The sequence below is a fragment of the Caldinitratiruptor microaerophilus genome (genome assembly GCF_025999835.1).
GTDB classification, from domain to species: domain Bacteria; phylum Bacillota; class Sulfobacillia; order Symbiobacteriales; family ZC4RG38; genus Caldinitratiruptor; species Caldinitratiruptor microaerophilus.
The window spans coordinates 802436-824095 of sequence record NZ_AP025628.1; the positions used below are offsets into that span (position 1 = coordinate 802436).

At 73.0% G+C, this 21660-nt stretch carries 23 protein-coding genes and 1 pseudogene; 19 read left to right on the top strand and 5 right to left on the bottom strand.

What is annotated here, in order from left to right; translation table 11 throughout:
- The first annotated feature begins 15 nt into the window (after positions 1-15).
- The 4 genes and pseudogenes from mltG to caldi_RS03775 all read left to right on the top strand — a co-directional run bounded on the left by mltG (position 16) and on the right by caldi_RS03775 (position 3191).
- A complete protein-coding gene (mltG, locus tag caldi_RS03760) occupies positions 16-1047 on the top strand; it encodes an endolytic transglycosylase MltG (protein ID WP_264843775.1) in 1032 nt (343 codons plus the stop codon).
- A 33-nt stretch (positions 1048-1080) separates the two neighbouring features.
- On the top strand, positions 1081-1188 hold the full coding sequence (locus tag caldi_RS03765; RefSeq protein ID WP_264843776.1) for a thioredoxin family protein: 108 nt from the start codon (positions 1081-1083) through the stop codon (positions 1186-1188).
- Between the two features lie 12 nt (positions 1189-1200).
- A pseudogene (locus tag caldi_RS03770) lies at positions 1201-1434 on the top strand (monothiol bacilliredoxin BrxC family protein); the annotation flags it as partial.
- 59 nt (positions 1435-1493) lie between these two features.
- Positions 1494-3191 (top strand): peptidoglycan D,D-transpeptidase FtsI family protein, encoded by a 1698-nt coding sequence (locus caldi_RS03775; protein WP_264843777.1) that lies wholly within the window; start codon positions 1494-1496, stop codon positions 3189-3191.
- 12 nt (positions 3192-3203) lie between these two features.
- Here caldi_RS03775 and caldi_RS03780 read toward each other — a convergent pair whose 3' ends face one another.
- A complete protein-coding gene (locus tag caldi_RS03780) occupies positions 3204-3995 on the bottom strand; it encodes an SDR family oxidoreductase (RefSeq protein ID WP_264843778.1) in 792 nt (263 codons plus the stop codon).
- Between the two features lie 251 nt (positions 3996-4246).
- On the opposite strand from caldi_RS03780, the gene caldi_RS03785 reads away from it, so the two are divergent.
- From caldi_RS03785 to ptsP, 13 genes are all read left to right on the top strand, one after another.
- The gene (locus caldi_RS03785; RefSeq protein ID WP_264843779.1) at positions 4247-5008 is read left to right on the top strand and encodes a GntR family transcriptional regulator; all 762 of its coding nucleotides are present in this window, start codon (positions 4247-4249) and stop codon (positions 5006-5008) included.
- Positions 5009-5011: 3 nt separating this feature from the next.
- Positions 5012-5914 carry an HAD family hydrolase gene (locus tag caldi_RS03790; RefSeq protein ID WP_264843780.1) on the top strand — a complete coding sequence of 301 codons (903 nt, stop codon included), beginning with the start codon at positions 5012-5014 and terminating at the stop codon, positions 5912-5914.
- Positions 5915-6007: 93 nt separating this feature from the next.
- Positions 6008-6754, top strand: a complete 747-nt coding sequence (locus caldi_RS03795; RefSeq protein ID WP_264843781.1) for a PTS mannose/fructose/sorbose/N-acetylgalactosamine transporter subunit IIC — start codon at positions 6008-6010, stop codon at positions 6752-6754.
- Positions 6747-7586 (top strand): PTS system mannose/fructose/sorbose family transporter subunit IID, encoded by an 840-nt coding sequence (locus caldi_RS03800; protein ID WP_264843782.1) that lies wholly within the window; start codon positions 6747-6749, stop codon positions 7584-7586. Before caldi_RS03795 ends, caldi_RS03800 begins: the two co-directional genes overlap by 8 nt.
- A 28-nt stretch (positions 7587-7614) precedes the next feature.
- Complete coding sequence (locus tag caldi_RS03805) at positions 7615-8091, top strand: PTS sugar transporter subunit IIA (RefSeq protein WP_264843783.1); 477 nt, start codon at positions 7615-7617, stop codon at positions 8089-8091.
- Between the two features lie 21 nt (positions 8092-8112).
- Complete coding sequence (locus caldi_RS03810; RefSeq protein WP_264843784.1) at positions 8113-8604, top strand: PTS system mannose/fructose/N-acetylgalactosamine-transporter subunit IIB; 492 nt, start codon at positions 8113-8115, stop codon at positions 8602-8604.
- A 1-nt stretch (position 8605) separates the two neighbouring features.
- Entirely contained in the window at positions 8606-9889 is a 1284-nt protein-coding gene (locus tag caldi_RS03815; RefSeq protein ID WP_264843785.1) for a hypothetical protein, read from the top strand.
- Positions 9886-11100, top strand: a complete 1215-nt coding sequence (nagA, locus tag caldi_RS03820; RefSeq protein ID WP_264843786.1) for an N-acetylglucosamine-6-phosphate deacetylase — start codon at positions 9886-9888, stop codon at positions 11098-11100. Before caldi_RS03815 ends, nagA begins: the two co-directional genes overlap by 4 nt.
- Before the next feature lie 40 nt (positions 11101-11140).
- Positions 11141-11881, top strand: coding sequence for an SIS domain-containing protein (locus caldi_RS03825; protein WP_264843787.1), 741 nt, complete (start codon positions 11141-11143; stop codon positions 11879-11881).
- Positions 11882-11896: 15 nt separating this feature from the next.
- Positions 11897-12634, top strand: a complete 738-nt coding sequence (locus caldi_RS03830; RefSeq protein ID WP_264843788.1) for an SIS domain-containing protein — start codon at positions 11897-11899, stop codon at positions 12632-12634.
- A gap of 21 nt (positions 12635-12655) precedes the next feature.
- Entirely contained in the window at positions 12656-13399 is a 744-nt protein-coding gene (gene nagB / locus caldi_RS03835; protein WP_264843789.1) for a glucosamine-6-phosphate deaminase, read from the top strand.
- A 37-nt stretch (positions 13400-13436) separates the two neighbouring features.
- Positions 13437-13715: an HPr family phosphocarrier protein gene (locus caldi_RS03840; RefSeq protein WP_264843790.1), complete on the top strand. Its 279-nt coding sequence runs from the start codon at positions 13437-13439 to the stop codon at positions 13713-13715.
- The gene (ptsP, locus tag caldi_RS03845) at positions 13712-15370 is read left to right on the top strand and encodes a phosphoenolpyruvate--protein phosphotransferase (protein ID WP_264843791.1); all 1659 of its coding nucleotides are present in this window, start codon (positions 13712-13714) and stop codon (positions 15368-15370) included. Before caldi_RS03840 ends, ptsP begins: the two co-directional genes overlap by 4 nt.
- A 153-nt stretch (positions 15371-15523) precedes the next feature.
- On the opposite strand, the gene caldi_RS03850 is transcribed toward ptsP, so the two are convergent.
- A complete protein-coding gene (locus caldi_RS03850; RefSeq protein WP_264843792.1) occupies positions 15524-16063 on the bottom strand; it encodes a thermonuclease family protein in 540 nt (179 codons plus the stop codon).
- Between the two features lie 205 nt (positions 16064-16268).
- Here caldi_RS03850 and caldi_RS03855 point away from each other — a divergent pair, with 205 nt between their 5' ends.
- Positions 16269-17330 carry a glucose-1-phosphate thymidylyltransferase gene (locus caldi_RS03855; RefSeq protein WP_264843793.1) on the top strand — a complete coding sequence of 354 codons (1062 nt, stop codon included), beginning with the start codon at positions 16269-16271 and terminating at the stop codon, positions 17328-17330.
- A gap of 62 nt (positions 17331-17392) precedes the next feature.
- Here caldi_RS03855 and caldi_RS03860 read toward each other — a convergent pair whose 3' ends face one another.
- Both caldi_RS03860 and caldi_RS03865 read right to left on the bottom strand, forming a co-directional pair.
- Complete coding sequence (locus caldi_RS03860; protein WP_264843794.1) at positions 17393-18238, bottom strand: DNRLRE domain-containing protein; 846 nt, start codon at positions 18236-18238, stop codon at positions 17393-17395.
- Positions 18239-18272: 34 nt separating this feature from the next.
- Positions 18273-19271 carry a class I SAM-dependent methyltransferase gene (locus tag caldi_RS03865; RefSeq protein ID WP_264843795.1) on the bottom strand — a complete coding sequence of 333 codons (999 nt, stop codon included), beginning with the start codon at positions 19269-19271 and terminating at the stop codon, positions 18273-18275.
- Positions 19272-19330: 59 nt separating this feature from the next.
- Here caldi_RS03865 and caldi_RS03870 point away from each other — a divergent pair, with 59 nt between their 5' ends.
- Entirely contained in the window at positions 19331-20704 is a 1374-nt protein-coding gene (locus caldi_RS03870; RefSeq protein WP_264843796.1) for a glycosyltransferase, read from the top strand.
- Positions 20705-20759: 55 nt separating this feature from the next.
- Here caldi_RS03870 and caldi_RS03875 read toward each other — a convergent pair whose 3' ends face one another.
- Entirely contained in the window at positions 20760-21512 is a 753-nt protein-coding gene (locus tag caldi_RS03875) for a DUF6385 domain-containing protein (protein WP_264843797.1), read from the bottom strand.
- Between the last annotated feature and the right edge of the window lie 148 nt (positions 21513-21660).

Below are 21660 nucleotides of genomic sequence, written 5' to 3' on the forward strand. Positions count from 1 at the left end.
CTGGCGACCATGAACGTGCGACGCCTGGCGTGGGCCCTGGCGGGGCTTGGCCTCGTGCTCGCCGCGGGCGGCGCCGCTGCTGCCGGCTGGGCGTACCGGGCCCTGGCGCCCGTCGACCCCGCCGACGCCGCCGCCGTGACCGTGGTGATCCCGGAGGCGGCGACCGCCGGCGACGTGGCCCGGGTGCTCCGGGAGGCGGGGCTCGTCCGCGACGCCCGGGTGGTGCGGCTCTTCGCCCGCTTCCTGCGCCTCGACCAGAGCCTCAAGCCCGGCGAGTACAGCCTGAGCCGCTCCCTGTCCGTCCGGGCGATCCTCGAGAAGCTGGCCCGTGGCGAGGTGGTGGTGCACCGGGTCACCATTCCGGAGGGGTTGACGGTCGAGGAGATCGCCTCCCTCCTCGAGGTCCGGGGCGTGGTCCGCCGGGACGACTTCCTGGCCGCCGCCCGCCGCCGCGAGTACGTCCGGGACTGGCTACCCGACGGGGCTGCTGTGCGCGAGCCGCTGGAGGGCTACCTCTTCCCGGCCACCTACGAGTACCGCCGCGGGGTGACCGCCGAGGATCTGGTGGAGCTGATGGTCGGCCGCCTGCGGCAGGTCTTCACCCCCGAACTGCAGGCGCGGGCGAAAGCGCTCGGCCTGAGCGTCCACGAGGTGCTCACCCTGGCTTCCATCGTGGAGGAGGAGGCCCGGGTGCCGTCGGAGATGCCCCGGATCGCGGGCGTGTACCGGAACCGCCTCAAACGCGGGTGGCGCCTCGAGGCCGATCCCACCGTCCGCTACGCCGTCCGCAAGCCCGCCGGAGCCGACCTCACCTACGCCGACCTCGACTCCCCCGACCCGTACAACACCTACCGCGTGCCCGGGCTGCCGCCCGGCCCGATCTCCAGCCCCGGCGAGGCGGCCATCCGGGCGGTCCTGTGGCCGGAGGAGCACCGCTACCTCTTCTTCGTGGCGCGCCAGGACGGCAGCGGCGAGCATATCTTCTCGGAGACCTTCGCCGAGCACCGGGCCGCCATGGCCCGCGTGCGGGCGGCCCGCCGGCCCTGAGGCCGCCGGGCTATCCGACAAGGAGGGACAGGCGTGGAAGCATGGGCAGTGCGGCCCATCCGCCGCCCGGAGGACGTCGACGAGCTCCTCGCCCCGGAGCGGCCGCGGCCGGTCCTGATCTTCAAGCACTCGACGACCTGACCCGTCAGCGCCCGCGCGCACCTGCAGTTGCAGGACTACCTGAAGGCCCCCGTGGCGGGGGTCGACGTCGCCCTGGTGCGGGTGCGGGAGGAGCGCCCGCTGTCGCAGGCCCTGGCCGAGCGCCTGAAGGTCCGGCACGAGTCGCCCCAGGCGATCCTCGTGCAGCGGGGGCGGGCCGTCTGGCACGCCTCGCACGGGGCGATCACGGCCAGGGCCCTTCGCGAGGCGATCTCCGCCCTGCGCTGACTCCCCGAGCGGTATGCCCCGGGTGCGCCCGGGGCATGATCGCGCGCGGGGGTGTTGCCGTGCGCCGGCGGATCTGGCTCCTCGCCGCCGCCTTCACGGCCCTGTGGCTGGTGCAGGTGGCGCAGCTCTGGCGCTGGCAGGTCCGGGAGGCGCCGGTCCTCGCCCGGCGGGCCGCCGCCCAGCGCATGCGGGCCCTCCAGCTCGCCCCCCGCGGGCTCGTGCTGGACCGGCTCGGCCGGCCCCTCACCGATCCGCAGCCCCGGTGGGACGTGGCCGTGTTCCCCGCCCTGGCGGGGTCACCGGACGAGGTGGCCCGGGCGCTCGCCCGCGCCACGGGGGAACCGGCCCCCGTGTGGGCCGGGCGGCTGCGGGCCCATGCGGGGGCAGGGCCCTACTGGGCCGGGGCGGAGCTGACCGCGGGCCCGGCGCGGGCCGTGGCCGCCGCTGAGATCCCCGGCGTCGCCGCTGTGCCCCGGCCCGTGCGGTACGGCCCGGGGGCGCTGGCGCGGCACGTGATCGGCTACGTGAACCAGGCCGGCGGGCAGCTGGGGCTGGAGGCCGCGTTCGACGCGGAGCTGCGCGGCGACGCCGGACCCCACGTGGCGGCGTTCGTGGACGGCAGCGGCCGGCCTCTCGAAGGGCTCGGGGTCCGAGCCGTCGACGTGCCGGCCGGCAAGCCGCCCCTCTCGATCCGGCTGACCCTGGACGGGCGGGCGCAGGCGGCGGTCGAGCGGATCCTCGACGGGTGGAGCCCGCCCGGTCCCGGCGCCCCGCTGCGGGCGGCCGTGGTGGTCCTGGACCCCCGCAGCGGGGACATCCTGGCGATGGCGAGCCGGCCCCAGTTCGACCCGCTTCGCCCGCCCGTGGGGCCCGGCGCTCCCGGGGCGGCCTGGGCGCCCCTGGTCAACCGGGCCGTGGCCCCCTATCCGCCGGGGTCGGTGTTCAAGCCGGTGGTGGCGGCGGCCGCGCTGGAGACGGGGGCGGTGGCGCCCGGCGAGCCTTTCGAGTGCAGCGGGAGTTACACCATCGGCGGGCAGACGTTCACCGACCCCCGCCCCGGCGGGCACGGGCGCATCACCCTGGCCGGTGCCCTGGCGCAGTCCTGCAACATCACCTTCATCCGGATCGGGTACGAGCGGCTGGGCACCGACCGGATGCTGGCGACGGCCCGCCGCTTCGGGTTCGGGGCGCCGGTGGGGATCGGGCTGCGCGAGGAGGCGGGGGGCTTCCTGCCGGCTCCCCGTTACGGCGGCGAGGTGGCGCAGCTCGCCTTCGGGCAGGGCCTCCTGGTGACGCCGCTGCAGGTCGCCCGCGCCTACGCGGCCCTGGTCCGGGACGGGCTCCTCCCGCCCGTGGGGCTGGTCGACGCCGTGCTGGGTCCGGACGGTACCCCACTCCGGCGGGGCCCCCGTGCCCCGGCCGTCCCGGCGCTCGCGCCGGAGGTCGCGCGGCAGATCGCCCGGGATCTCGAGGGGGTGACGGATCCGAACGGGACCGGCACCGGGCGGAACGCCTGGGTGCCGGGGTGGGGAAGCGCGGGCAAGACCGGCTCGGCAGAGGTGGTGACCCCCGACGGGCTCGTGGTCCACTCCTGGTTCGCCGGCTGGACGCCGCTCCGGGACCCGCGTCTGGTCATCGCCGTCCTGATCGAGGAAGGCGGAGCCGGCGGCCAGGGGGCCGCCCGCCTCTCCCGCGAGGTCGCGCGGGCACTCCTGGACGCCGGCGGACCCCGCCCGGCCCGCGGGCGGGCGCCCTAGGGCCGCGTCCGCTCAGAGCAGGGTGTTGATGTGGCCGCCGTCGACCACGACGGTGCTGCCGGTGATGTAGCTGGCCGCCTCCGAGCACAGGAATGCCGCCACCCGGCCGAACTCGTTCACGTGGCCGTACCGGCCGAGCGGAATGGCGGCTTCCAGCGCGGCCCGCACCTCGGCCGGCGTCCGGCCCGTGCGGGCAGCGGTGTTCTCGTCAAGGCTGCGCACGCGCTCGGTGTCGATCCGCCCCGGCGCCAGGCAGTTCACCGTGATGCCGTGGCGTCCCACCTCGCCGGCCAGCGTCTTGGCCATGCCGGTCACCGCGGCGCGGATGCTGTTGGAGAGGATGAGGTTCTGGATCGGCTGCTTGACCGAGCCGGACGTGATGAAGAGGATGCGGCCCCAGCCCCGCTCCTGCATGCCGGGGAGCACCCCGCGCGCCAGCCGGACGGCGCTCATGAGGAGGAGGTCGACGGCCTTCCGCCAGGCCTCGTCATCCAGCTCGAGGAAACGGCCGGGCGGCGGTCCGCCGCTGTTGCTGACCAGGATGTCGATCCGCCCGTACTCGCCCTGCACGGCGGCGATCAGGGCGTCGATGTCCTCCTTGCGGCTGACGTCCGCCACCCGGGCCAGCACCCGGACGCCGGTCGCCTCCCGGATCTCCTCGGCGGCCTCGCGGATCTGGCCCTCGTCCCGGCTGCAGATGGCGACGTCGGCCCCCTCCTGCGCCAGCGCCAGCGCCACCGCCCGGCCAAGCCCCTTGCTGGCCGCGGTCACCAGTGCTACCCTGCCACTGAGCCCAAGGTCCATGCCACACCACGCCTCCTTGCGTGGTGGACAGTATTCGATCCTCCAGGTTCGCTTCCTTCCGGGGCGGGACGCTCGGGCGGAGGCCGTCGGCGAGGGGGACGGGCCGAACTCGCCCAGGCCATCCTGGACGCCGCGCGCTGAGCAGGAGAACCCGGGGGAAACAGCGAACCGTCCCCGTGGGACAAGTGGTCTAGACCACATTGGTATATACCATGTGTCGTTGCCATGCCATGTCAGGGTAGGTGTTGGGGTTGCCCGGCGCCCCGCGCACGGCGCTCTACTACCGGCTGATCCAGATCCTGCGCGAGCAGATCGAGGCCGGCGGGCTGCAGCCGGGTGACCGGCTGCCCTCCGAGCGCGAACTGAGCGCGCGGTACGGCGTGAGCCGCATGACGGCCCGGCACGCCCTGGAGATCCTCGCGAACGAGGGACTGGTGGAGCGGCGGCAGGGCAGCGGCAGCTTCGTCGCCCGGCCCAAGATCCACCAACAGGGCGAGACGCTCCGCAGCTTCACGGAGGACATGCGCCAGCTGGGCCTGGAGCCGGGAGCCAAGGTCCTGTCCGCCGGGATCCGGGAGGCGAGCGCGCATGTGGCGCGAGCGCTCGGGCTCGGCGCCGACCGGCGGGTCGTCCGGCTCGAGCGCCTGCGCACGGCGAGCGGCGAGCCGGTGGCGCTGGAGGTCTCGCACCTGCCGGCCCGGTTTGCCGGCGTCCTCGAGGAGGACCTCACCGGCTCGCTGTACGCGATCCTGGCGCGGCGGTTCGGGCAGAGCCTGGCCTACGCAGACCAGTACCTGGCCGCCTCGACCGCCGGCGAGCACGAGGCGCAGCTGCTCGGGGTCCGGCCCGGCAGCCCGGTCCTGCGGATCGAGCGGGTCACCTACGGTCCGGACCACGTGCCGGTGGAGTTCGTGTCCTCCATGTACCGGGGTGACCGGTACCGGTTCCACGTCCGCCTGGTTCGCAACGGCCCTGTTCCGGGAGGCGGAGCGGACACGGGTTCGGGGGGATAGCGGGTGTACCGGCTGCTGGTCTTCGACATCGACGGCACGCTGCTGAGCGACGACCGGAGCCTGCCGCAGGCGGTCGCCCACGCCCTGGCGGCTGCCAGGAGTCACGGCTTCGGGGTGACCCTGGCCACGGGGCGCGAGCTGAGCGAGGCAGAACCGGTCATCCGCCAGGTCCGGCCGAACGCACCGGTGGTGGGCTGTAACGGCGCGCTCGTTTACGATCCGAATACCCGCCGGATTCTCTGGGAAGCCCCTATCTCCAGGGGCACGGCCCTCCGTCTCGCCGGACGGCTCGACGAGCTGGGCTGGCACTACGGCGTCTGCGGCCGGGACCGCATCGTGGTGGGCCGGCGTCATGCCTGGCGGCTCCGGCTCGGCCCCTGGCGACGGCTGCGGAACTGGACCGGTCTGGTGTACTACGTCCGGTGGCTGTGGGAGTGGCGCCGGTATGTCAACCTGGAGGTCGTCCCCGACGTCTCCCGGTTCCTCGATACGTGGGACGAACCGGTGATGAACTTCTTCGTCTGGGAACCGGCGGAGAGCGTGGTGCGCCACCTGGGGCCGCTGGCGAAAGAGGTCAGCGTGGACCCGGTGAGCCCCCGCTCGGTCCACATCATGGCGCCCGGCGTCGACAAGGGCACCGGCGTCGAGGTCCTGGCAGGGCTGCTCGGAATCGGCATGGACGGCGTGGTGGTGTGCGGCGACCAGTACAACGACCTGTCGATGTTGCGGCGTGCGGGGCTGGCGGTGGCGGTGGGGAACGCCCCGCCGGAGGTACAGCGTCAGGCCGCCTGGGTGGTTCCCTCCAACCGGGAGAACGGGGCCGCCCTTCTCATCCACCGGCTGATCCGGATGACCGCCCGCAGCGCGGAGCCGGCTGCGGCGGACCGTTCGGGCGCCGCGGATTGAGCGTGCAGGCAGGCGGAAGGGGGTGAGGCACCGCAAGGGTACGAGGTCACGGCTCCGGCGGCCGCAGGCCCAAGCGCAGAGGAGGTCAGGCATATGGAAGGGTACAGCATCTGGGTGGCCGTCATTCTCGCCGTGTGGGCCTACATCGCCATCGTCACCATGCTGGGGCCGGGTCTGTGGTGGCACGAGCCGCTCATCAGCGGCCTGGTCACCGGGCTCGTGGTGGGCGACGTCGGCCTGGGCCTCCAGGTCGGGGCGTCCCTGACGCTCATGTCCCTCGGCATGCACACGTACGGTGGCGCAACCATCCCGGACTTCATGACCGGCGCGATTCTCGGAACGGCATTCGGGGCCCTGGGAGGCGCGGGCCCGGAAGCAGGCCTGGCCATCGCGATCCCGGCGGCCCTCCTGATGACGCAGCTCGACATCCTCGGGCGGGCCGTGACCACCGTCTTCATCCACGGGGCCGACGCCTACCTGGAGCGCGGCGACCTCCGGGGCATCACGAGGATGCATCTCTGGGGCCACCTGCCCTGGGGCCTGTCCCGGGCCATTCCGGTGTTCCTTGCCATCTGGCTCGGCTCCGGCCCGGTCCAGGCGTTCATGAAGTGGCTGCCGCAGTGGTTCATGAACGGCATGAAGGTCACCGGCGCGGTCCTGCCGGCCCTGGGCTTCGCCCTGCTCCTCGCGCAGCTTCCGGTCCGGCGGTACTGGCCGTTCATGGTCCTGGGGTTCGTCCTGTTCGCATACCTCAAGGTGCCGATCACCGGCATCGCGCTGCTGGCCGTCGCGCTGGCGGCCCTGTACGGCTCGCTGAAGGGAGGCGAGCAGCATGGCTGAGGCGGAGGTTCGCCCTGCTTCCCGGGTGACGGAGAGGGACGTCCGCCGAGCGATGTGGCGGCACATCCTCACGCTGCAGTGGTCGTGGAACTACGAGCGCATGCAGGCCCTCGGCTGGCTCTGGAGCATGCTCCCGATCCTCCAGAAGGTGCACCCCGATCCGGAGAGCCTCAAGGAGGCCATGCGCCGCAACATCGCCTTCTACAACACGAACCCGCAGATCGGCTCGCCGCTGATCTTCGGGGCGGCGGTGGCCATGGAGGAGCAGGGGCAGGGGGAGGTCGGCGACAGCCTCAAGGTGGCGCTGATGGGCCCCCTGGCGGGCATCGGCGACACCATCCAGGCGATCCTCCTGCGGCCGATCCTCGCCGTGGTCGCCGCCTCGCTGGCGATGGCCGGCAGCGTCGCCGGGCCGGTCATCATGATCCTGTTCGGCCTGGCCATGATCGCGGTGATGCCGCCGCAGTTCTGGCTCGGCTACCGGCAGGGCGTCGGCCTCGTGCATCAGATGGCCGCCGGCGGTGCCATCGAGCGGCTCACGGAGGCGGCCACGGTGCTCGGCCTGACCGTGATCGGCGGCTTCATCCCGAGCATCATGGCCGGCCTGAAGACGCCCGTGAAGTTCGTCCGGAGCGTGACGGTGGGCGGCCAGGTCACGGAGAAGACCATCGAGCTGCAGGCGGTGCTCGACCAGATCCTGCCCTACATGATCCCCGTGCTCGTCACCGCCTTCGCGTACTGGCTCCTGCGGGGGCTGCGGCTCTCGCCGGCGAAGACGCTCCTGGTCCTCGCCGTGGTCGCCTTCGTCCTGAGCGCGCTGCACATCCTCTGATCCCCGGACCCGGGGAGAGGGGGCCGGCATGGGCCGCCCCCTCTTCCCGTCCGGCCCGGGCGCCTTCACCACGCGAGCGGGGGAGTCGAGTGTGATCGGAATCGTCCTGGCAGGTCACGGCGGCATCGCCGAGGGATTCCGGGATGCGGCCGAGATGATCCTGGGCCCCCAGCCGCAGCTGGCCGTCGTGCCGCTGCGGCCGGCGGAGAACCTGGACGAGTACCGGGACCGACTGGCCGCGGCGGTCGCGGAAGTCGACGCCGGCGACGGCGCCCTCGTCCTCGCCGACCTCTTCGGCGGCAGCCCGTGCAACACCGCCGCCTACGTCCTCACGCCCCGGACCGAGGTCGTGGCGGGGGTCAGCCTGCCCATGTTGCTCGAGGTCCTGGGGGCCCGGCAGCGGGCCGCTCTCGCCGACCTGGTCCGGATCGCGCTGGCGGCCGGTCAGGAGGCGCCCGTCCGCCTCGCCGACCGCCTCGGCACCGGCGCCCCGGCCACACCGTGATTCACGAAGGGGAGGTTCCCGATGCCCGTCGTCCACATGCGGATCGACAACCGGCTCATCCACGGCCAGGTCACCGTGGCCTGGGTGAGTGCCCTGGGTGCCGACCACATGATCGTCTGCAACGACAAGGTCGCCCGGGACCCGATCCAGAAGATGATGCTCCCCCAGGCGGCGCGGGGCGTGAAGACCTCCGTCCTGTCCGTCGACGACACCGTGGCGTACGCCGGCTCGCCCGAGGCGGCCCGGGAGAAGATCTTCGTCATCGCCAAGTTCCCGACCGACGCCCTCGAGCTGCTCGAGAAGGGCCTGCAGCCGAAGGAGATCAACGTGGGCAACCAGGCCCCGATCCCCGGCACGAAGTACAAGATGGTGCTCAAGAGCGTCGCGGCCACGCCCGAGGACGCCGAGGTCTACCGGAAGATCGCCGCCAGGGGATACAAGCTCACCTGCAAGATGATGCCCACGGACCCCGCGGAAGACTTCATCGAGGTCCTGGCCAGGAAGGGGCTCTAGGATGGGGCTTCGTGCCGGCTGCGCCGCGTTTCCCGTCACCCCGCCCGTCCCCGGCCCGATGGGGGGTTACGCCGCCCGGCGCGGCCCGTCCCGCGGGGTCGCCGACCCTCTGTGGGCCCGGGCGCTCGTCCTGGAAGACAGCGGGGTCAAGGCGGCCCTGGTGATCGCTGACCTCCTGGCAATCCCGCGGCCGCTGGCGGAGGCGGTCCGCCTCCAGGCGGCGCCGGCCCTGGGCGTGCGGCCGGAGCACATCGTGGTCGCCGCCACCCACACCCACTCCGGGCCCGCCCTGCCGCCGGTGCCGCCCGAGGCCGACGAGGCCCTCCTCGCCTGGCTGGGGCGGGCGCTCGCCAGCGCCCTCGTCCTGGCCGACCAGGACCTGGAGCCGGTCACTGCCGGATGGGAGACGGCGGCCGCCCCCGGCCTGGCAGCGAACCGGCGCGATCCGGACCTCCCCGCTGACCCGAACGTGACCGGGCTCGCCCTCTGGCGGGCCGACGGCTCGCTCAAGGGGCTGCTCCTCAACCACGCCTGTCACCCCACGGTGCTGGGTCCCTCGAACGACCTGCTCTCGGCCGACTTCCCCGGCGCCGGCGTGGACATGCTCCAGCGAGCTCTCGGCGGCACCGTGTGGGTCGCCTACGCCCAGGGGGCGGCCGGCGACGTCAGTTGCCGCTTTACGCGCCGGGCCCAGACGCTCGCGGAAGTGCGCCGGCTCGGCACCATCCTCGCCGGCGCAGGGCTCGTGATCGCCGGGCGGGCGGCGCCGGGCCGGGCGACCCCGCTGCGGGTCCTTTCCCGGACGGTCCCCCTGGCCCTGCGGGAGTTCCCTCCCGTGGCCGAGCTCGAGGCGCAGGCGGAGGCGGCCGCGCAGGAGCTGGAGCGCCTGGAGGCGGCCGGGGCCAGCCCCCCCGAGAAGCGGCTGGCGGAGTCGCTCCTGGAGGGCGTCCAGTCCTCGCTGGTCTTTGCCCGGCTTGCCGGCCGGCTCGAGCGCGAGGCGGAGGTGACGGCCCTGCGCCTGGGGGATGCCGCCCTGGTGGCGCTTCCCGGGGAGCCGTTCTCTGCGCTGGCCCGGGCGATCCGGGAGCGGTCGCCCTTCGGGACCACCTTCGTACTGGGCTACGCCGGCGGGTATATCGGCTACGTGCCAGACCGGGAAGCCTACCGGCGGGGCGGCTACGAGACCCTGGCGGCCTGGGTGGAGCCGGGGGCGGCCGACCGGCTCGTCGGCGCCGCCGTGTCGCTCCTCGAAGCGCTCTGCGGGGAAGGTGGGGGAGGCGGATGAGCACCGAGCGGCTGGTCTTTCGCTCGCAGGAGATCTACGCCGAGGACGGGGTCGTCGACGGGCACGTGGTCATCGCCGGCGGCCGGATCGAGGCGATCCGCCCCGGCGACCCGCCCCCGGACGGGGACGCCCGGGTGGTCGACGTGCGCCCGCACCGGGTGTTCCCGGGCTTCGTCGACCTCCACATCCACGGCGCGGGCGGCTGGAACGTCGATGCCGCGGACGTGGACGAGCTGCGCGGCCTCTGCCGCTACGTGGCGGCCTGGGGGGTGACCGCCTTGCAGCCCACGGTCTCCGCCCTGCCGGCGGAGCGGCTCGAAGCCGTGGCCCGGGCCGTGCACGCGGCGATGGCGGCCGAACCGGAGGGAGCCCGGATCCTCGGCCTCCACCTCGAGGGGCCGTACCTCAACGCGGCGCGCAAGGGCGCCATGGACCCCCGCCTCTTCCGCGATCCCTCCCGGGAGGAGATCGAGCACCTGATGACGGCCTTTCCCGGCACCGTGCGGCACGTGACCCTGGCCCCGGAGCTGCCCGGTGCCCTGGACTTCATCCGCTGGCTCGCCGGGCTCGGCGACGTCACCGTCGCCGGCGGCCACACCGACGCCACGTACGACCAGACGCGGGCGGGCATCGACGCCGGGATCCGGGTGGCCAACCACGCGTACAACGCGATGCGGGGCCTCACGCAGCGGGAGCCCGGGGCGCTGGCCGCCTACATGCTCGACGGCCGGGTGATGTGCGAGCTCATCGCCGACGGCCGTCACGTGCACCCGGCGGCGATGGAGGTCCTGCTGCGCGTGGCCGGGAAGGACCGCATCTGCCTGGTGTCCGACGCCGTGCCGCCCGCCGGGCTCCCGCAGGGCCGCTACGAGCTCTTCGGCCGGGAAGTGGCGATCACGGCAGAGGGCTTCTGCCTCCTGCCGGACGGCACGCTGGCGGGCAGCGCCCACATGCTCGTCCTGGGCGTCCGCAACCTGGTCGAGATGCTCGGCGTCCCCGTGGCCGACGCGGTGCGGATGGCCAGCCTGAACCCCGCGCGGGTCGCCCGGGTGGACCGGAGCAAGGGCAGCCTGGCCCCCGGCAAGGACGCCGACCTGACCGTGGTGTCCGCCGACTGGAAGCCCCTCTGGACGGTGGTGGAGGGGCGGGTGGTCCACGCGCCCGACATGGCGCCGCCGCCGCCGAGCCCCGCCGTGCGCCCGTCCGCCTAGTCCCGCCCGGCCCCACTACGACGCAAGGGAGATGCACGCGATGCCGGTGAGTGCCGAGACCTTCTTCGCCGAGGCACTGAAGGCGGTGGAATTCGTCCGGACCACGCAGATGGAGAACATCCGGAGGGCCGCCGGGATCCTGGCCGACCGCCTGCTACGGGGCGGCGTCGTCCACGTCTTCGGGACGGGCCACTCCCGGGCGTTCGCCATGGAGATGGCCGGACGGGCCGGAGGCCTGGCGCCCGTCCACGCCATGGCGCTGGAGGACCTGGCCCTGCGCGGGGTGAGGCCCGCCGGCGACCTGGAGGACCCGACCCTGGAGCGGGACCCGGAGGTGGGGCGCCAGGTCCTCCGGCTGTACGACATCCGCCCCGAGGACGCCTTCGTGGTGGTCTCCAACTCCGGCCGCAACGGGTCGACGGTCGAGCTCGCCCTGACGGCGAAGCGCCACGGCCACCCCGTGGTCGCGGTGACCTCGATGCAGCACACCACCCGGGTCACCTCCCGCCACCCCAGCGGCAAGCGGCTCTTCGAGGTGGCAGACGTCGTGATCGACAACGGGGCGCCCTTCGGCGACGCCCTGCTCGACGCCGGGGACGGCCTCCGGGTGTGCTCGGTGTCCTCCATCACGGGCGCCTTCGTCGCCCAGGGGATCACCGCCGAGATCGTCCGCCGGTACCGGGAGGCGGGAAAGGTGCCGCCCGTGTTCATCAGCGCCAACGTCGACGGGGCCGACGAGCACAACGAGCAGCTCCGGCAGGCGTACGCCGGCCGGATCTGAGCCGGGGTGGGGCGCATGTCGTTCCTCGAGCAGTACGGCGAGGCCGTCCGGGAGCAGCTGGAGTGGATCCTGCGCACCCAGGCCGAACCCATCCGCCAGGCGGCCGCGCGGGTGGCCGACACCGTGGCGGGTGGGGGCGTCGTCTTCACCTTCGGCACCGGCCACTCCCACTGCATCGCAGAGGACGTGGTCTACCGTGCCGGCGGCCTCGTGCCGGTCGACGCGATCCTGGAACCGAGCCTCACGGGCAACCAGGACGTGACCAAGAGCGAGTACCTGGAGCGGCTCGAAGGGTTCGGGCGGATCATCCTCGAGCACCGGCGGGTCCGGCCGGGCGACCTCCTCATCGTCATCTCGAACTCGGGCCGCAACGCGGCGCCGATCGAGGTGGCGATGGAAGCCCGGGCACGCGGCATCCCCGTGGTGGCGATCACGGCGCTTCCCTACTCCCGCGCCGTGACCTCGCGCCACTCCTCGGGCCGAAAGCTCTACGAGGTGGCGGACATCGTCATCGACACCGGCACCCGGCTCGGCGACGCGACGGTCCGCCTGGAGGGGCTCGACCAGCCAGTGGGCCCGACGAGCGGCATCGCCGGCATGTTCGTGGTGCACGCCGTCATGGGCACCGCAGCGGAGCTCCTCCTGTCGCGCGGCATCACCCCGCCCGTCTGGGAGAGCGGCAACCTCGACGGAGCCAGCGAGCGCAACGCCAGGCACATGGACCGCTACTGGGGGCGGATCCGCATCTGGTGAGCCGGCGGTGGGGGTGAGCGAGTGGAGGTCAGGGTGACCACCTCGGTGGCGGCGTTCCACGACGAGGCCGCTTCCTTCGTGAGCGAGCGGGTCCGCCAGAGCCCGTCCGCCGTCCTGGCCCTGCCCACGGGCTCGTCCCCGGTCGGGATGTACCGGGAGCTGGTGCGGCGGGTCCGGGACGGTGTGCTGGACCTGAGCCGTACAGTTTGCTTCAATCTTGACGAGTACCTGGGGCTGGGTCCGGACCATCCCCAGAGCTACGCGCAGTACATGCAGCACCACCTCTTCGGACACGTCCGCGTGGGCCGCCACCACATCCCCGACGGGCTGGCGGCGGACCCGGACGCGGAGGCGCGCAGGTACGAGGAGCGGATCGTCGAGGCGGGCGGCTTCGACCTGGCGATCCTCGGGCTCGGCCCGAACGGGCACATCGGCTTCAACGAGCCGGGGTCGCCCCCGGACAGCCGCACCCGGGTAGTCGAGCTGTCCCCGGCGACCCGCCGGGCCAACAGCCGCTTCTTCGGCAGCGTGGAGCTCGTGCCCCGGCGGGCGATCACCGTGGGCATCGGCACGATCCTCGAGGCGCGGGAGATCCTGCTCCTGGCCATCGGGCAGGGCAAGGAGCGGGTCCTGCGTGCCGCACTGGAGGGACCGGTCACCGCGCAGGTCCCGGCCTCGTTCCTGCAGCGCCACCCCCGGGTGACGGTCCTGGTGACCCCGGACCTGGCCCGGCGGGCCGGGATCGGGCAGCGCGTGAGCCTGTAGACGCCTTACTTGAATGGATCCTCAGGGGGAATGTTCGTTGGCGGTCGAGCGCACCGTGACGGTGCAGCATCCGGAGGGGCTTCACGCCCGGCCGGCGGCGATGTTCGTCCAGATGGCCAGCCGCTATGCAAGCGAGATCGAGGTTGAGGCCAAGGGCCAGAAGTCGAGCGCCAAGAGCATCCTCGGGGTGCTCAAGCTCGGCGTGAGCCGGGGCGAGGCCGTCACCATCCGGGCGACGGGCGCGGACGAGGAGGCCGCGGTGGAGGGCCTCGCCGCTTTCCTGGCCGGCGAGGCGGACAGGGGGGCCACATCGTGAGCGTGCGCCTGCAGGGGGTGGCGGCCGCGCCGGGGCTGGCGCTCGGCCGGGCGGCTCTCTGGCACCCCCGCGCCGGACACGGGCCGGAAGCCCCCGGCGACGGGGCGGCGCCCGGCGACCCGGAGCAGGCGATGGCGCGCTACCGGGAGGCGGCCCGGCACGTCCGGGCGGAACTCGAGTCCCTGCAGCAGGTCGTGGCTGGACGGGCGGGAACGGAAGCGGCCGCCATCCTGGGCGCGCAGGCCCTCATGGCGGAGGACCCCGAGCTGGCGGCCGAGGTGGAGCGCCTCCTCCGCCACGGGACGCCCCTCGCCCGGGCGGTCCGGGAGGCCGGCGAGGCCATGGCGGCCCTGCTGGACGCCCTGCAGGACCCGTACCTTCGCCAGCGGGCTGCCGACGTCCGGGACGTGACCGGCCGCATCGCGGCCGCGCTCGCCGGGGGGGAGGAGGCGCCGCCTGCCCCGTACGAGGACACGGTCCTGATCGCCCCGGAGATCCCGCCCTCGGCGGTGGCGCGGCTGGACGTCGGGCGCGTGCGGGCCATCGTCACCGCCGGCGGCGGGGCCACGTCGCATGCCGCGCTCCTGGCCAAGGGGCTCGGCATCCCCGCCGTCATGGGCTGCAGCGGGGTCTTGGAGGCCGCCACGGAAGGGGACGCGGTGGCGGTCGACGGCGACGCCGGCAGCGTGCTCGTGCGCCCGGAACCGGCGGAGGAGGAGGCCTTCCGGAGGCGGGTGGCCAGGGCGGCCGAGGAGGCAGCCGGGCTGGCCCGGCTGCGCGACCTGCCGGCGGTGACGGCGTACGGCCGGAAGGTCATGCTGGCGGCCAACCTGGCCCGGGCCGCGGAGGCCCGGGCGGCGCTGGAGGCCGGCGCGGAAGGGGTGGGCCTCTTCCGGACGGAGTTCCTCTTCCTCGACCGGCCGGACCTGCCGGGCGAGGAGGAGCAGTTCGCCGAGTACCGGGCCGTGGCCGAGGCGATGGCGCCCCGCCCCGTGGTGATCCGCACGCTGGACATCGGGGGGGACAAGTTCCTGCCGGCGCTGCCGCTGCCCCGTGAGGAGAACCCGTTCCTGGGCTGGCGGGGGATTCGCCTCTGGCTCGACCGCGAGGACCTGGCGGTGCCCCAGATCCGGGCGCTCCTGCGGGCGGCCCGCCACGGGGAAGTCCACATCCTGCTGCCGATGGTCGCCGACGTGTCGGAGGTGCGCCGGGCCCGGGCGCTCATCGAGCGGGTGCGGGCAGGGCTCGGCGAGGCGGCGGGTCCGTACAAGCTGGGCATCATGGTGGAGGTGCCGGCGGCGGCGCTGGCGGCCGACCGGCTGGCGGCGGAGGCGGAGTTCTTCAGCATCGGCACGAACGACCTGGTGCAGTACACCCTGGCGGCGGACCGGGGGAACCCGAAGGTGGCGGCGCTCTCCGACCCGCTCCACCCGGCCGTGCTGCGGCTGATCGACATGACGGTGCGCGCGGCGCACGCCCGGGGGATCCCCGTCGCCGTGTGCGGCGACGCCGCGGGGGACCCGCGGGTGATCCCGGCGCTGGTGGCGCTCGGCGTGGACGAGCTGTCCATGCCGCCCGCGGCGATCCCGGCGGCGAAGCGGCAGGTGCGGTCGCTGACGGAGGCGGACGTGCAGGCGGCGATCCGGGGGCTTTGAGGGCCTCAGGAAACCCCGATCAGCTCCCGCACGGTTCCGAACCGAAGAACTGCCCCGGCGACCAGGACCGTGCTGGCGACCAGCAGCCACCGTCCCCAGGGCTTGTCCGGCCGGGCGATGAACGCCCACAGGCCGGCGGCCGGGTGGTTCCACCTACCGCCCCCACAGCCCCCGCCCGGCCCGCCGCGCCTCCCACTCGCAGAGGACGAGCAGGTCGCGGTAGTCCGGGTTGTCCGGGAAGGAGGCCACGCGGGCCAGACCGCGACGGATGACTTCTGCGTTGACAAAGTCACCCCCTGCCGCCCATACCCAGGCCAGCGTCCGCCCGTAGGCGTCGCGAGGGCTCCGGCCCGGCGCCACGAGAACCTGGCGCCCCTCCAGGTAGCGGCGAAGGGCGGTTGCGGCCTGCCGGCCGTAGTGCTCGGGCGGGCGGCGGGGGTCGACCGACTCGGGCGCGTTCACGCCCAGGAGCCGCACGATCTGGCCCCCGGCCGTGACGAAGGTGTCGCCGTCGACCACCCGCCGGACCGTCACCGGCTGGCTCTCCTCCGGGGCCGGCGGCGCGGCCGCGCGGCACCGGTCGGGCTCGAGGGAGCCCGTCAGGGCCCTCGCCCCCAGCGCCCCCAGGAGAACGGTCGCGGCGAACGCGATCGTGCGCCCCCGCGGCTGGGACCACCAGGCCAGTCGCCCCACCCCCGGTTCCCCGTGACCGTTCGCACGGATCGGCGGTACGGGGTCGAGAATATATAACAAAGACTTCTAGAACTGGGGTGAAAATCCTCTCCGCGCCGAACGAGGGCCAGTGCTCCCGGGAGCGCCTGGAACCGATGTCCGCAAGCCGCCGTACCCTGGCCTAGGCGTTGGATGCGCACGTTCCGGGAACCGGGGGGATTGTCCAGTGAAGGCCCTGCTCCTGAGCGGTGGGACCGGGAGCCGGCTCCGTCCCCTCACCTACACCTGCCCCAAGCAGCTGATCCCGGTTGCCAACAAGCCGGTGCTGTACCGCGCGCTCGAAGCCATCGGCGCGGGCGGCATCGCCGACGTGGCGGTCGTGGTGGGTGAGGCCGCGCCGGCCGTCATGGCTTCGGTGGGGGATGGCTCGCGGTGGGGGCTCCGTGTGACGTACCTGCGGCAGGACGCGCCGAGGGGCCTGGCCCACGCGGTGGCGATCGCGGAAGAGTTCCTGGCTGCCGACCCCTTCGTTCTCTTCCTGGGCGACACCTTGCTGAAAGACGGTATCGGGGCTGCCGTCACGCGCTTCCAGGCGACCCGTCCGGACGCGCTCGTCGTGGTTGGACGGGCCGAGGACCCCGGCCGGTTCGGGGTCGTTGAGGTGAAGGGCGGTCGCGTGCACCGTCTGGAAGAGAAGCCCAGAACTCCCCGGAGCGATCTGGTGCTCGTGGGGGTGTACGTGTTCGGCCCCCGGGTCTTCGATGCCGTCCGGGCGATCCGGCCGTCCGCGCGCGGGGAACTGGAGATCACCGACGCGATCCAGCAGATGGCGGACTGGGGATGCACCGTGGACGCCCACCAGGTCGCGGGCTGGTGGAAGGACATCGGGACCCCCGAAGACTTGCTCGATGCGAACCGCCTCCTCCTCGAAGACGTCGAGACGGAACTGCGGGGGCTGGCGGAGGAATCATGGATCGCCGGGCCCGTGCGCCTGGGGGCCGGGACGGTCGTGCGGCGGAGCACCGTCCGGGGACCCGCCGTCATCGGGGAGGGCTGCCACATCGAGGACGCACACGTCGGGCCGTTCACGTCGGTCGGGGACCGCTGCACGCTACGCCGGGTGCAGATCGAGAACAGCATCGTCCTGGAAGGATGCGTTCTCGATCGCGTCGCGTTCCCCGTCGTGTCGAGTGTACTCGGGCGGGAAACCGTCATCGGGTGCGGAGGGACACCCTCACGGGGCCTCGGGCTGGTGGTCGGTGACCGAAGCCGGATCTGCCCCGTTTGAGCCGTCGCGCACCGTCAGCGGCGGCAGGCGGGGACCTGCGGCCGCCAGGACCGGAGGCGGCTTCACTCGAGCGTGTTGATGCGGATCTCCAGCGTGGTGGGGTGTCCCGCCACGGCGGACCGGTACCCGACGCGGGCGAACGCCGCGAAACGATACGGTACCAGTGCGACGAGCTGGTCGGGCGCGACGACCGTCTCGGCGCCGTCGACCAGGAAGTGAGAGCCGTCCGGGCCGAGTTCGAGCCGTACGACCGCGGCGAACCCGCCGGTGTTGTTCACCCACACCGTGTAGGTCGTGAACTCGCCCACGGCGCGGACCTGGCTGCCGGCAAAGGTGTCCCCCGTGGCGACCGTCTCGACTCCGGGGGGTGGGGGAGGCAGGACCTCGAACACGACGGTGAAGCGCGGAGCGAGGGAAGGGGTGGGGGTGAACCGGCTGACGAACCTCGCCACGTTGTCGGTGGTTTCGTTGCCGGACCGGATCATCACCCCGAAGTTCGGAAGCAGGCCTGATTGCCAGGCCGCCACGAGTCCGGTGACGTCCCAGGATTTGAACAGGCCCGCCTCGGAACCGAACGACAACGTGGCCACCGGCACCGGGTCGAAGCCCGGCTGCGAGCTCCACGCGGTTCCGACCTCCGTCCACGGCGAGGTGAGCCGGTAGGCGGCGTATGGCGTCGGTGGCGCCGGTTGTTCACTGCTCGTCAGGAACAGGTCCAGGGTGGCGCTCAGCACGGTGGCGCCTGCGGGGATCGCCGCGGAAGGGAAAGGAGCCCGGACGAGGCTCCGGAACACCGCGCCGCCCAGGAAGCCGGCGAGAAGGGTGGGCGTGGACGGAAAGCTCCGGCTCGGTTGCGAGCTGTCCACGTAGGTGGTCTGCGTCGCAGGGATTACTGCCGTCCCTGGCATCCTGAACCCCCTGAGGTCGCCCTTCCCTGGCGGGTCAGGCGGGCTTGCGGATGGCGCGGAACACGTACTGCACCACGATGGCCTCGGTGGCGTAGGTGGGGGAGACCATGCCGAGGGGTGCGAGGGCCTCGCAGAAGCGTTCGACCAGCGACGTGAGGTCCGGCGTCGTGTTCGCCGCGAGCTGGACGATCATCAGGCCCGCCGACTCGAACATCGAGACGATCTCGCTCAGCGTGAAGAAGCGGAGATGGGTGCGATCCAGGATGCCCGCCGGCTGATAGGGCCACGCGCCGCCCAGGAGCGCCGCCACGACGCTGAAGTGGTTCACGTTGGGGATCGAGGCCACCACCGAGCCATCCGCCGACAGGTAGCGAAGGTGGCGCTTCAGGACCTCCCAGGGGTCCCGCAGGTGCTCCAGCACGTCGCCGTAGACGATGCAGTCGAAGTAGCCGGCGGGGAAGGGGAGGTCCAGCTTCTCCGCGTCCCCCACGAAGACCTGGTCCAGACGGGCGCGGGCCCGCTCGGCGACTTCTGGAACCACCTCGATACCGATCACCTCCGTGCTACCCCTCGCCTTCAGTGCGGCCCCGAGCCGGCCGGCCGCGCACCCCACGTCGAGGACCCGCCGGACGCCTGCCGGGATGAGGGACAAGAGGGTGCCGTGCACGTGTTCGTAGTAGTCCTCCGGTTTGCCGGCCACCGAGGCCCCGACCGCCCCGGCGTCGATGCGGGCGATCAGGTCACGGGCCCGCTCGACCACGTCCTCTGCTTCGCCGTCCGAAGGCCAGTGCGCCACGGGCACGCCCGCCCGGGCCAGCGCGCGCTGGGTCGCAGGTGGCAGGTCCGCCCCTTCCAGGACCACCACGAGGTTGACCTCCCCCACCAGCGCCTCCTCGATCACCGCCGCCGGATCCCGCCTGGCCGTGTACAGGCCGGTGGCGGAGTGGCCGAGGACGGAGAGCGCCCACGCCAACTGGGCGACGCGGTTGGCGTCGGCTGCCTCCGTACCGGGGGCCACGAGGAGTACCTTCACCACCCTTCCCTCCCGTCCGAAAGGCGCGTATGCATGGAGGTGCGAAAGGGGGCTACAGCGTGCGGATCAGCATCGTGATCCCGACCTGGAACCAGTGGGCGGTCACCGAGCGGTGCCTGCAGGCCCTCGCGCGCCATACCCCCCAACCGCACGAGGTGATCGTGGTCGACAACGGTTCCACCGATGGCACCCCTCAGATGCTGCGCAGTCGCTTCCCGGCGGTGCGGCTGGTGCAGAACCCCGTGAACGTCGGGTTTCCGAGGGCGGCCAATCAGGGGCTGCGGGCGGCCAGCGGGGACCTTCTGGTCCTCCTCAACAACGATACGGTGGTGACGCCCCGCTGGCTCACCTGCCTCATCCGGTGCCTGGAGGAGGCTCCACAGGCGGGTCTCGTCGGGCCGGTGAGCAACGCCGTCTCGGGTGTGCAGCAGGTGAGCGTCGCGTACGCCTCGCTGGCGGACATGGAGGCCTTCGCCACGCGCTTCAACGGTCCGGATCCCTCCCGCTGGCGCCAGACCGTCCGCCTGGCAGGCTTCTGCCTGCTGCTGAGCCGGCGCCTGTACGGGTCGGTCGGACCTCTGGACGAAGCCTTCGGGCTGGGGAACTACGAGGACGACGACTACTGCCTGCGCGCCATCGCGGCGGGCTACCGTGTCTGGGTCGCCGGGGACGTGTTCGTGCACCACGACGGCAGCGCGTCCTTCCGCCTGGACGGAGACCGGTACCGGCGGCTCCTGGCCCGGAACCGGGCGCTGTTCCTGCGAAAGCATGGACTCCGCCGCTACCGGTGGAACCCAGACCCTCACCTGGCCGCCTGGTTGCCGGGTTCGCCCCGGCGCGTCGTGGACGTGGGGTGCGGCCTGGGTGCCACCGGCCTCGAGCTCATGCGCCGTGGTGTCGCGGAGGTCTGGGGCGTGACCTGGGATCCTGCCGAGGCGCGGATTGCGGGACGGCTCCTGCACCGCGTGGTCCTCGTCCCGGAGAGGACGGGCCTGCCCCCGGGAGAGATCGGCCCGTTCGCCGGCGCCGTGATCTCGGGCGGGCTGGACGAGTTCCCGGACCCCGTCGCCCTCCTGGCCCGGGTGCTCGACCTGCTCGAGCCCGGCGCTCCCCTGGTGGTGCAGGTTCTCAACGAGGGCCATTACTCGTCCCCCCGCTTCCGGTCATACCTGCCTGCGGGCCTGCCGGCTCCGGAGGAGGGCGTGGAGGGGGTGCCGGTGCGGCGCCTCCGGCTCGACGAGTTCCTGGGGACCCTGCTGCGGCTGGGGCTCGAAGGGATCGAAGTGGGAACCGTGCATGCCCCTCCGCCGGCAGCGGTCGAGCCGGCAGTCCGATCCGTCGCCGCTCAGGTCGCAGGGCCCGGCGAGCACCCCGAACAGGTGTATGCCGACCTGTGCACGTGGCGCTTCGTGGCGCGCGGGCGCAAGCCGTGAGCGAGATCTCTCGCCCGTATGTGGTCGCGGCGCGGGGAGGACCCCGCGGCCGGCGTCAGACGTGGGCCTGCAGGAAGATGCTCAGGGACGTGGTGAGGGCGGCCGTCTGCGACGCGTACTGGATCTTCGCGTACTTGACGAACTTGTAGGGCACGAAGAAGAACTGCGTGGTCGGCGCCAGGGTGATGGTGCCGGTGGTGTCGGTGTCGAACAGCACGCTGTCCGCGCTGAGCTGCAGGCGGACCAGCGCGCTGTTCGACGTTCCGGCGTTCCTCGCCGCGAACGTCACGGTCGAGAACTCGAGGACGTCGACCACGACGGCGTCCTTGAAGGTCGTGTCGCCGGTGTCTGCCACGTTGGTCAGGGAGTCGGCCGTCCGCCGGTCCTCTAGCGTGACCGCGGCCAGTAGGCTGGCGGCCGTCGGGTTCGAGACCTGCACCTGGAGGCTGGCGGGGGTGGGGTTGGAGACCTGGGCCAGGAGGCTGGCCGGCGTGGGGTTGGAGACCTGGGCGAGGAGGCTGGCCGGCGTGGGGTTGGAGACCTGGGCGAGGAGACTGGCGGCGGTGGGGTTGGAGACCTGGGCGAGGAGGCTGGCGGCCGTGGGGTTGGAGACCTGGGCGAGGAGACTGGCGGCGGTGGGGTTGGAGACCTGGGCGAGGAGGCTGGCGGCCGTGGGGTTGGAGACCTGGGCGAGGAGGCTGGCGGGGGTGGGGTTGGAGACCTGGGCCAGGAGGCTGGCAGCCGTGGGGTTGGAGACCTGGGCCAGCAGCGCGGAGGCCTGGTCGTTGAACACCTTGAAGTTCGGCATGGGCGTTCCCCCTCCGGGATCTCGCCACCAGGTTATGTTCGGTCGACCCGAGATGACATAACAGCCGGCCCGGGCCATCCGCCCGGGTCGCTCTCGTGCTGGCCCCGGGGACTCCGGGCGCAATCCCTGCCGACTTGTCATAACCTTG

Bases quoted from the DNA above. Each gene is read 5' to 3' on its own strand.
- caldi_RS03780 (WP_264843778.1), bottom strand. From the start codon at position 3,995: ATGGACCTTGGGCTCAGTGGCAGGGTAGCACTGGTGACCGCGGCCAGC.
- caldi_RS03875 (WP_264843797.1), bottom strand. From the start codon at position 21,512: ATGCCGAACTTCAAGGTGTTCAACGACCAGGCCTCCGCGCTGCTGGCC.
- caldi_RS03825 (WP_264843787.1), top strand. From the start codon at position 11,141: ATGCCGGTGAGTGCCGAGACCTTCTTCGCCGAGGCACTGAAGGCGGTG.
- caldi_RS03830 (WP_264843788.1), top strand. From the start codon at position 11,897: ATGTCGTTCCTCGAGCAGTACGGCGAGGCCGTCCGGGAGCAGCTGGAG.
- caldi_RS03810 (WP_264843784.1), top strand. From the start codon at position 8,113: ATGCCCGTCGTCCACATGCGGATCGACAACCGGCTCATCCACGGCCAG.
- caldi_RS03805 (WP_264843783.1), top strand. From the start codon at position 7,615: ATGGGCCGCCCCCTCTTCCCGTCCGGCCCGGGCGCCTTCACCACGCGA.
- nagA (WP_264843786.1), top strand. From the start codon at position 9,886: ATGAGCACCGAGCGGCTGGTCTTTCGCTCGCAGGAGATCTACGCCGAG.
- caldi_RS03800 (WP_264843782.1), top strand. From the start codon at position 6,747: ATGGCTGAGGCGGAGGTTCGCCCTGCTTCCCGGGTGACGGAGAGGGAC.
- caldi_RS03795 (WP_264843781.1), top strand. From the start codon at position 6,008: ATGGAAGGGTACAGCATCTGGGTGGCCGTCATTCTCGCCGTGTGGGCC.
- caldi_RS03815 (WP_264843785.1), top strand. From the start codon at position 8,606: ATGGGGCTTCGTGCCGGCTGCGCCGCGTTTCCCGTCACCCCGCCCGTC.
- caldi_RS03860 (WP_264843794.1), bottom strand. From the start codon at position 18,238: ATGCCAGGGACGGCAGTAATCCCTGCGACGCAGACCACCTACGTGGAC.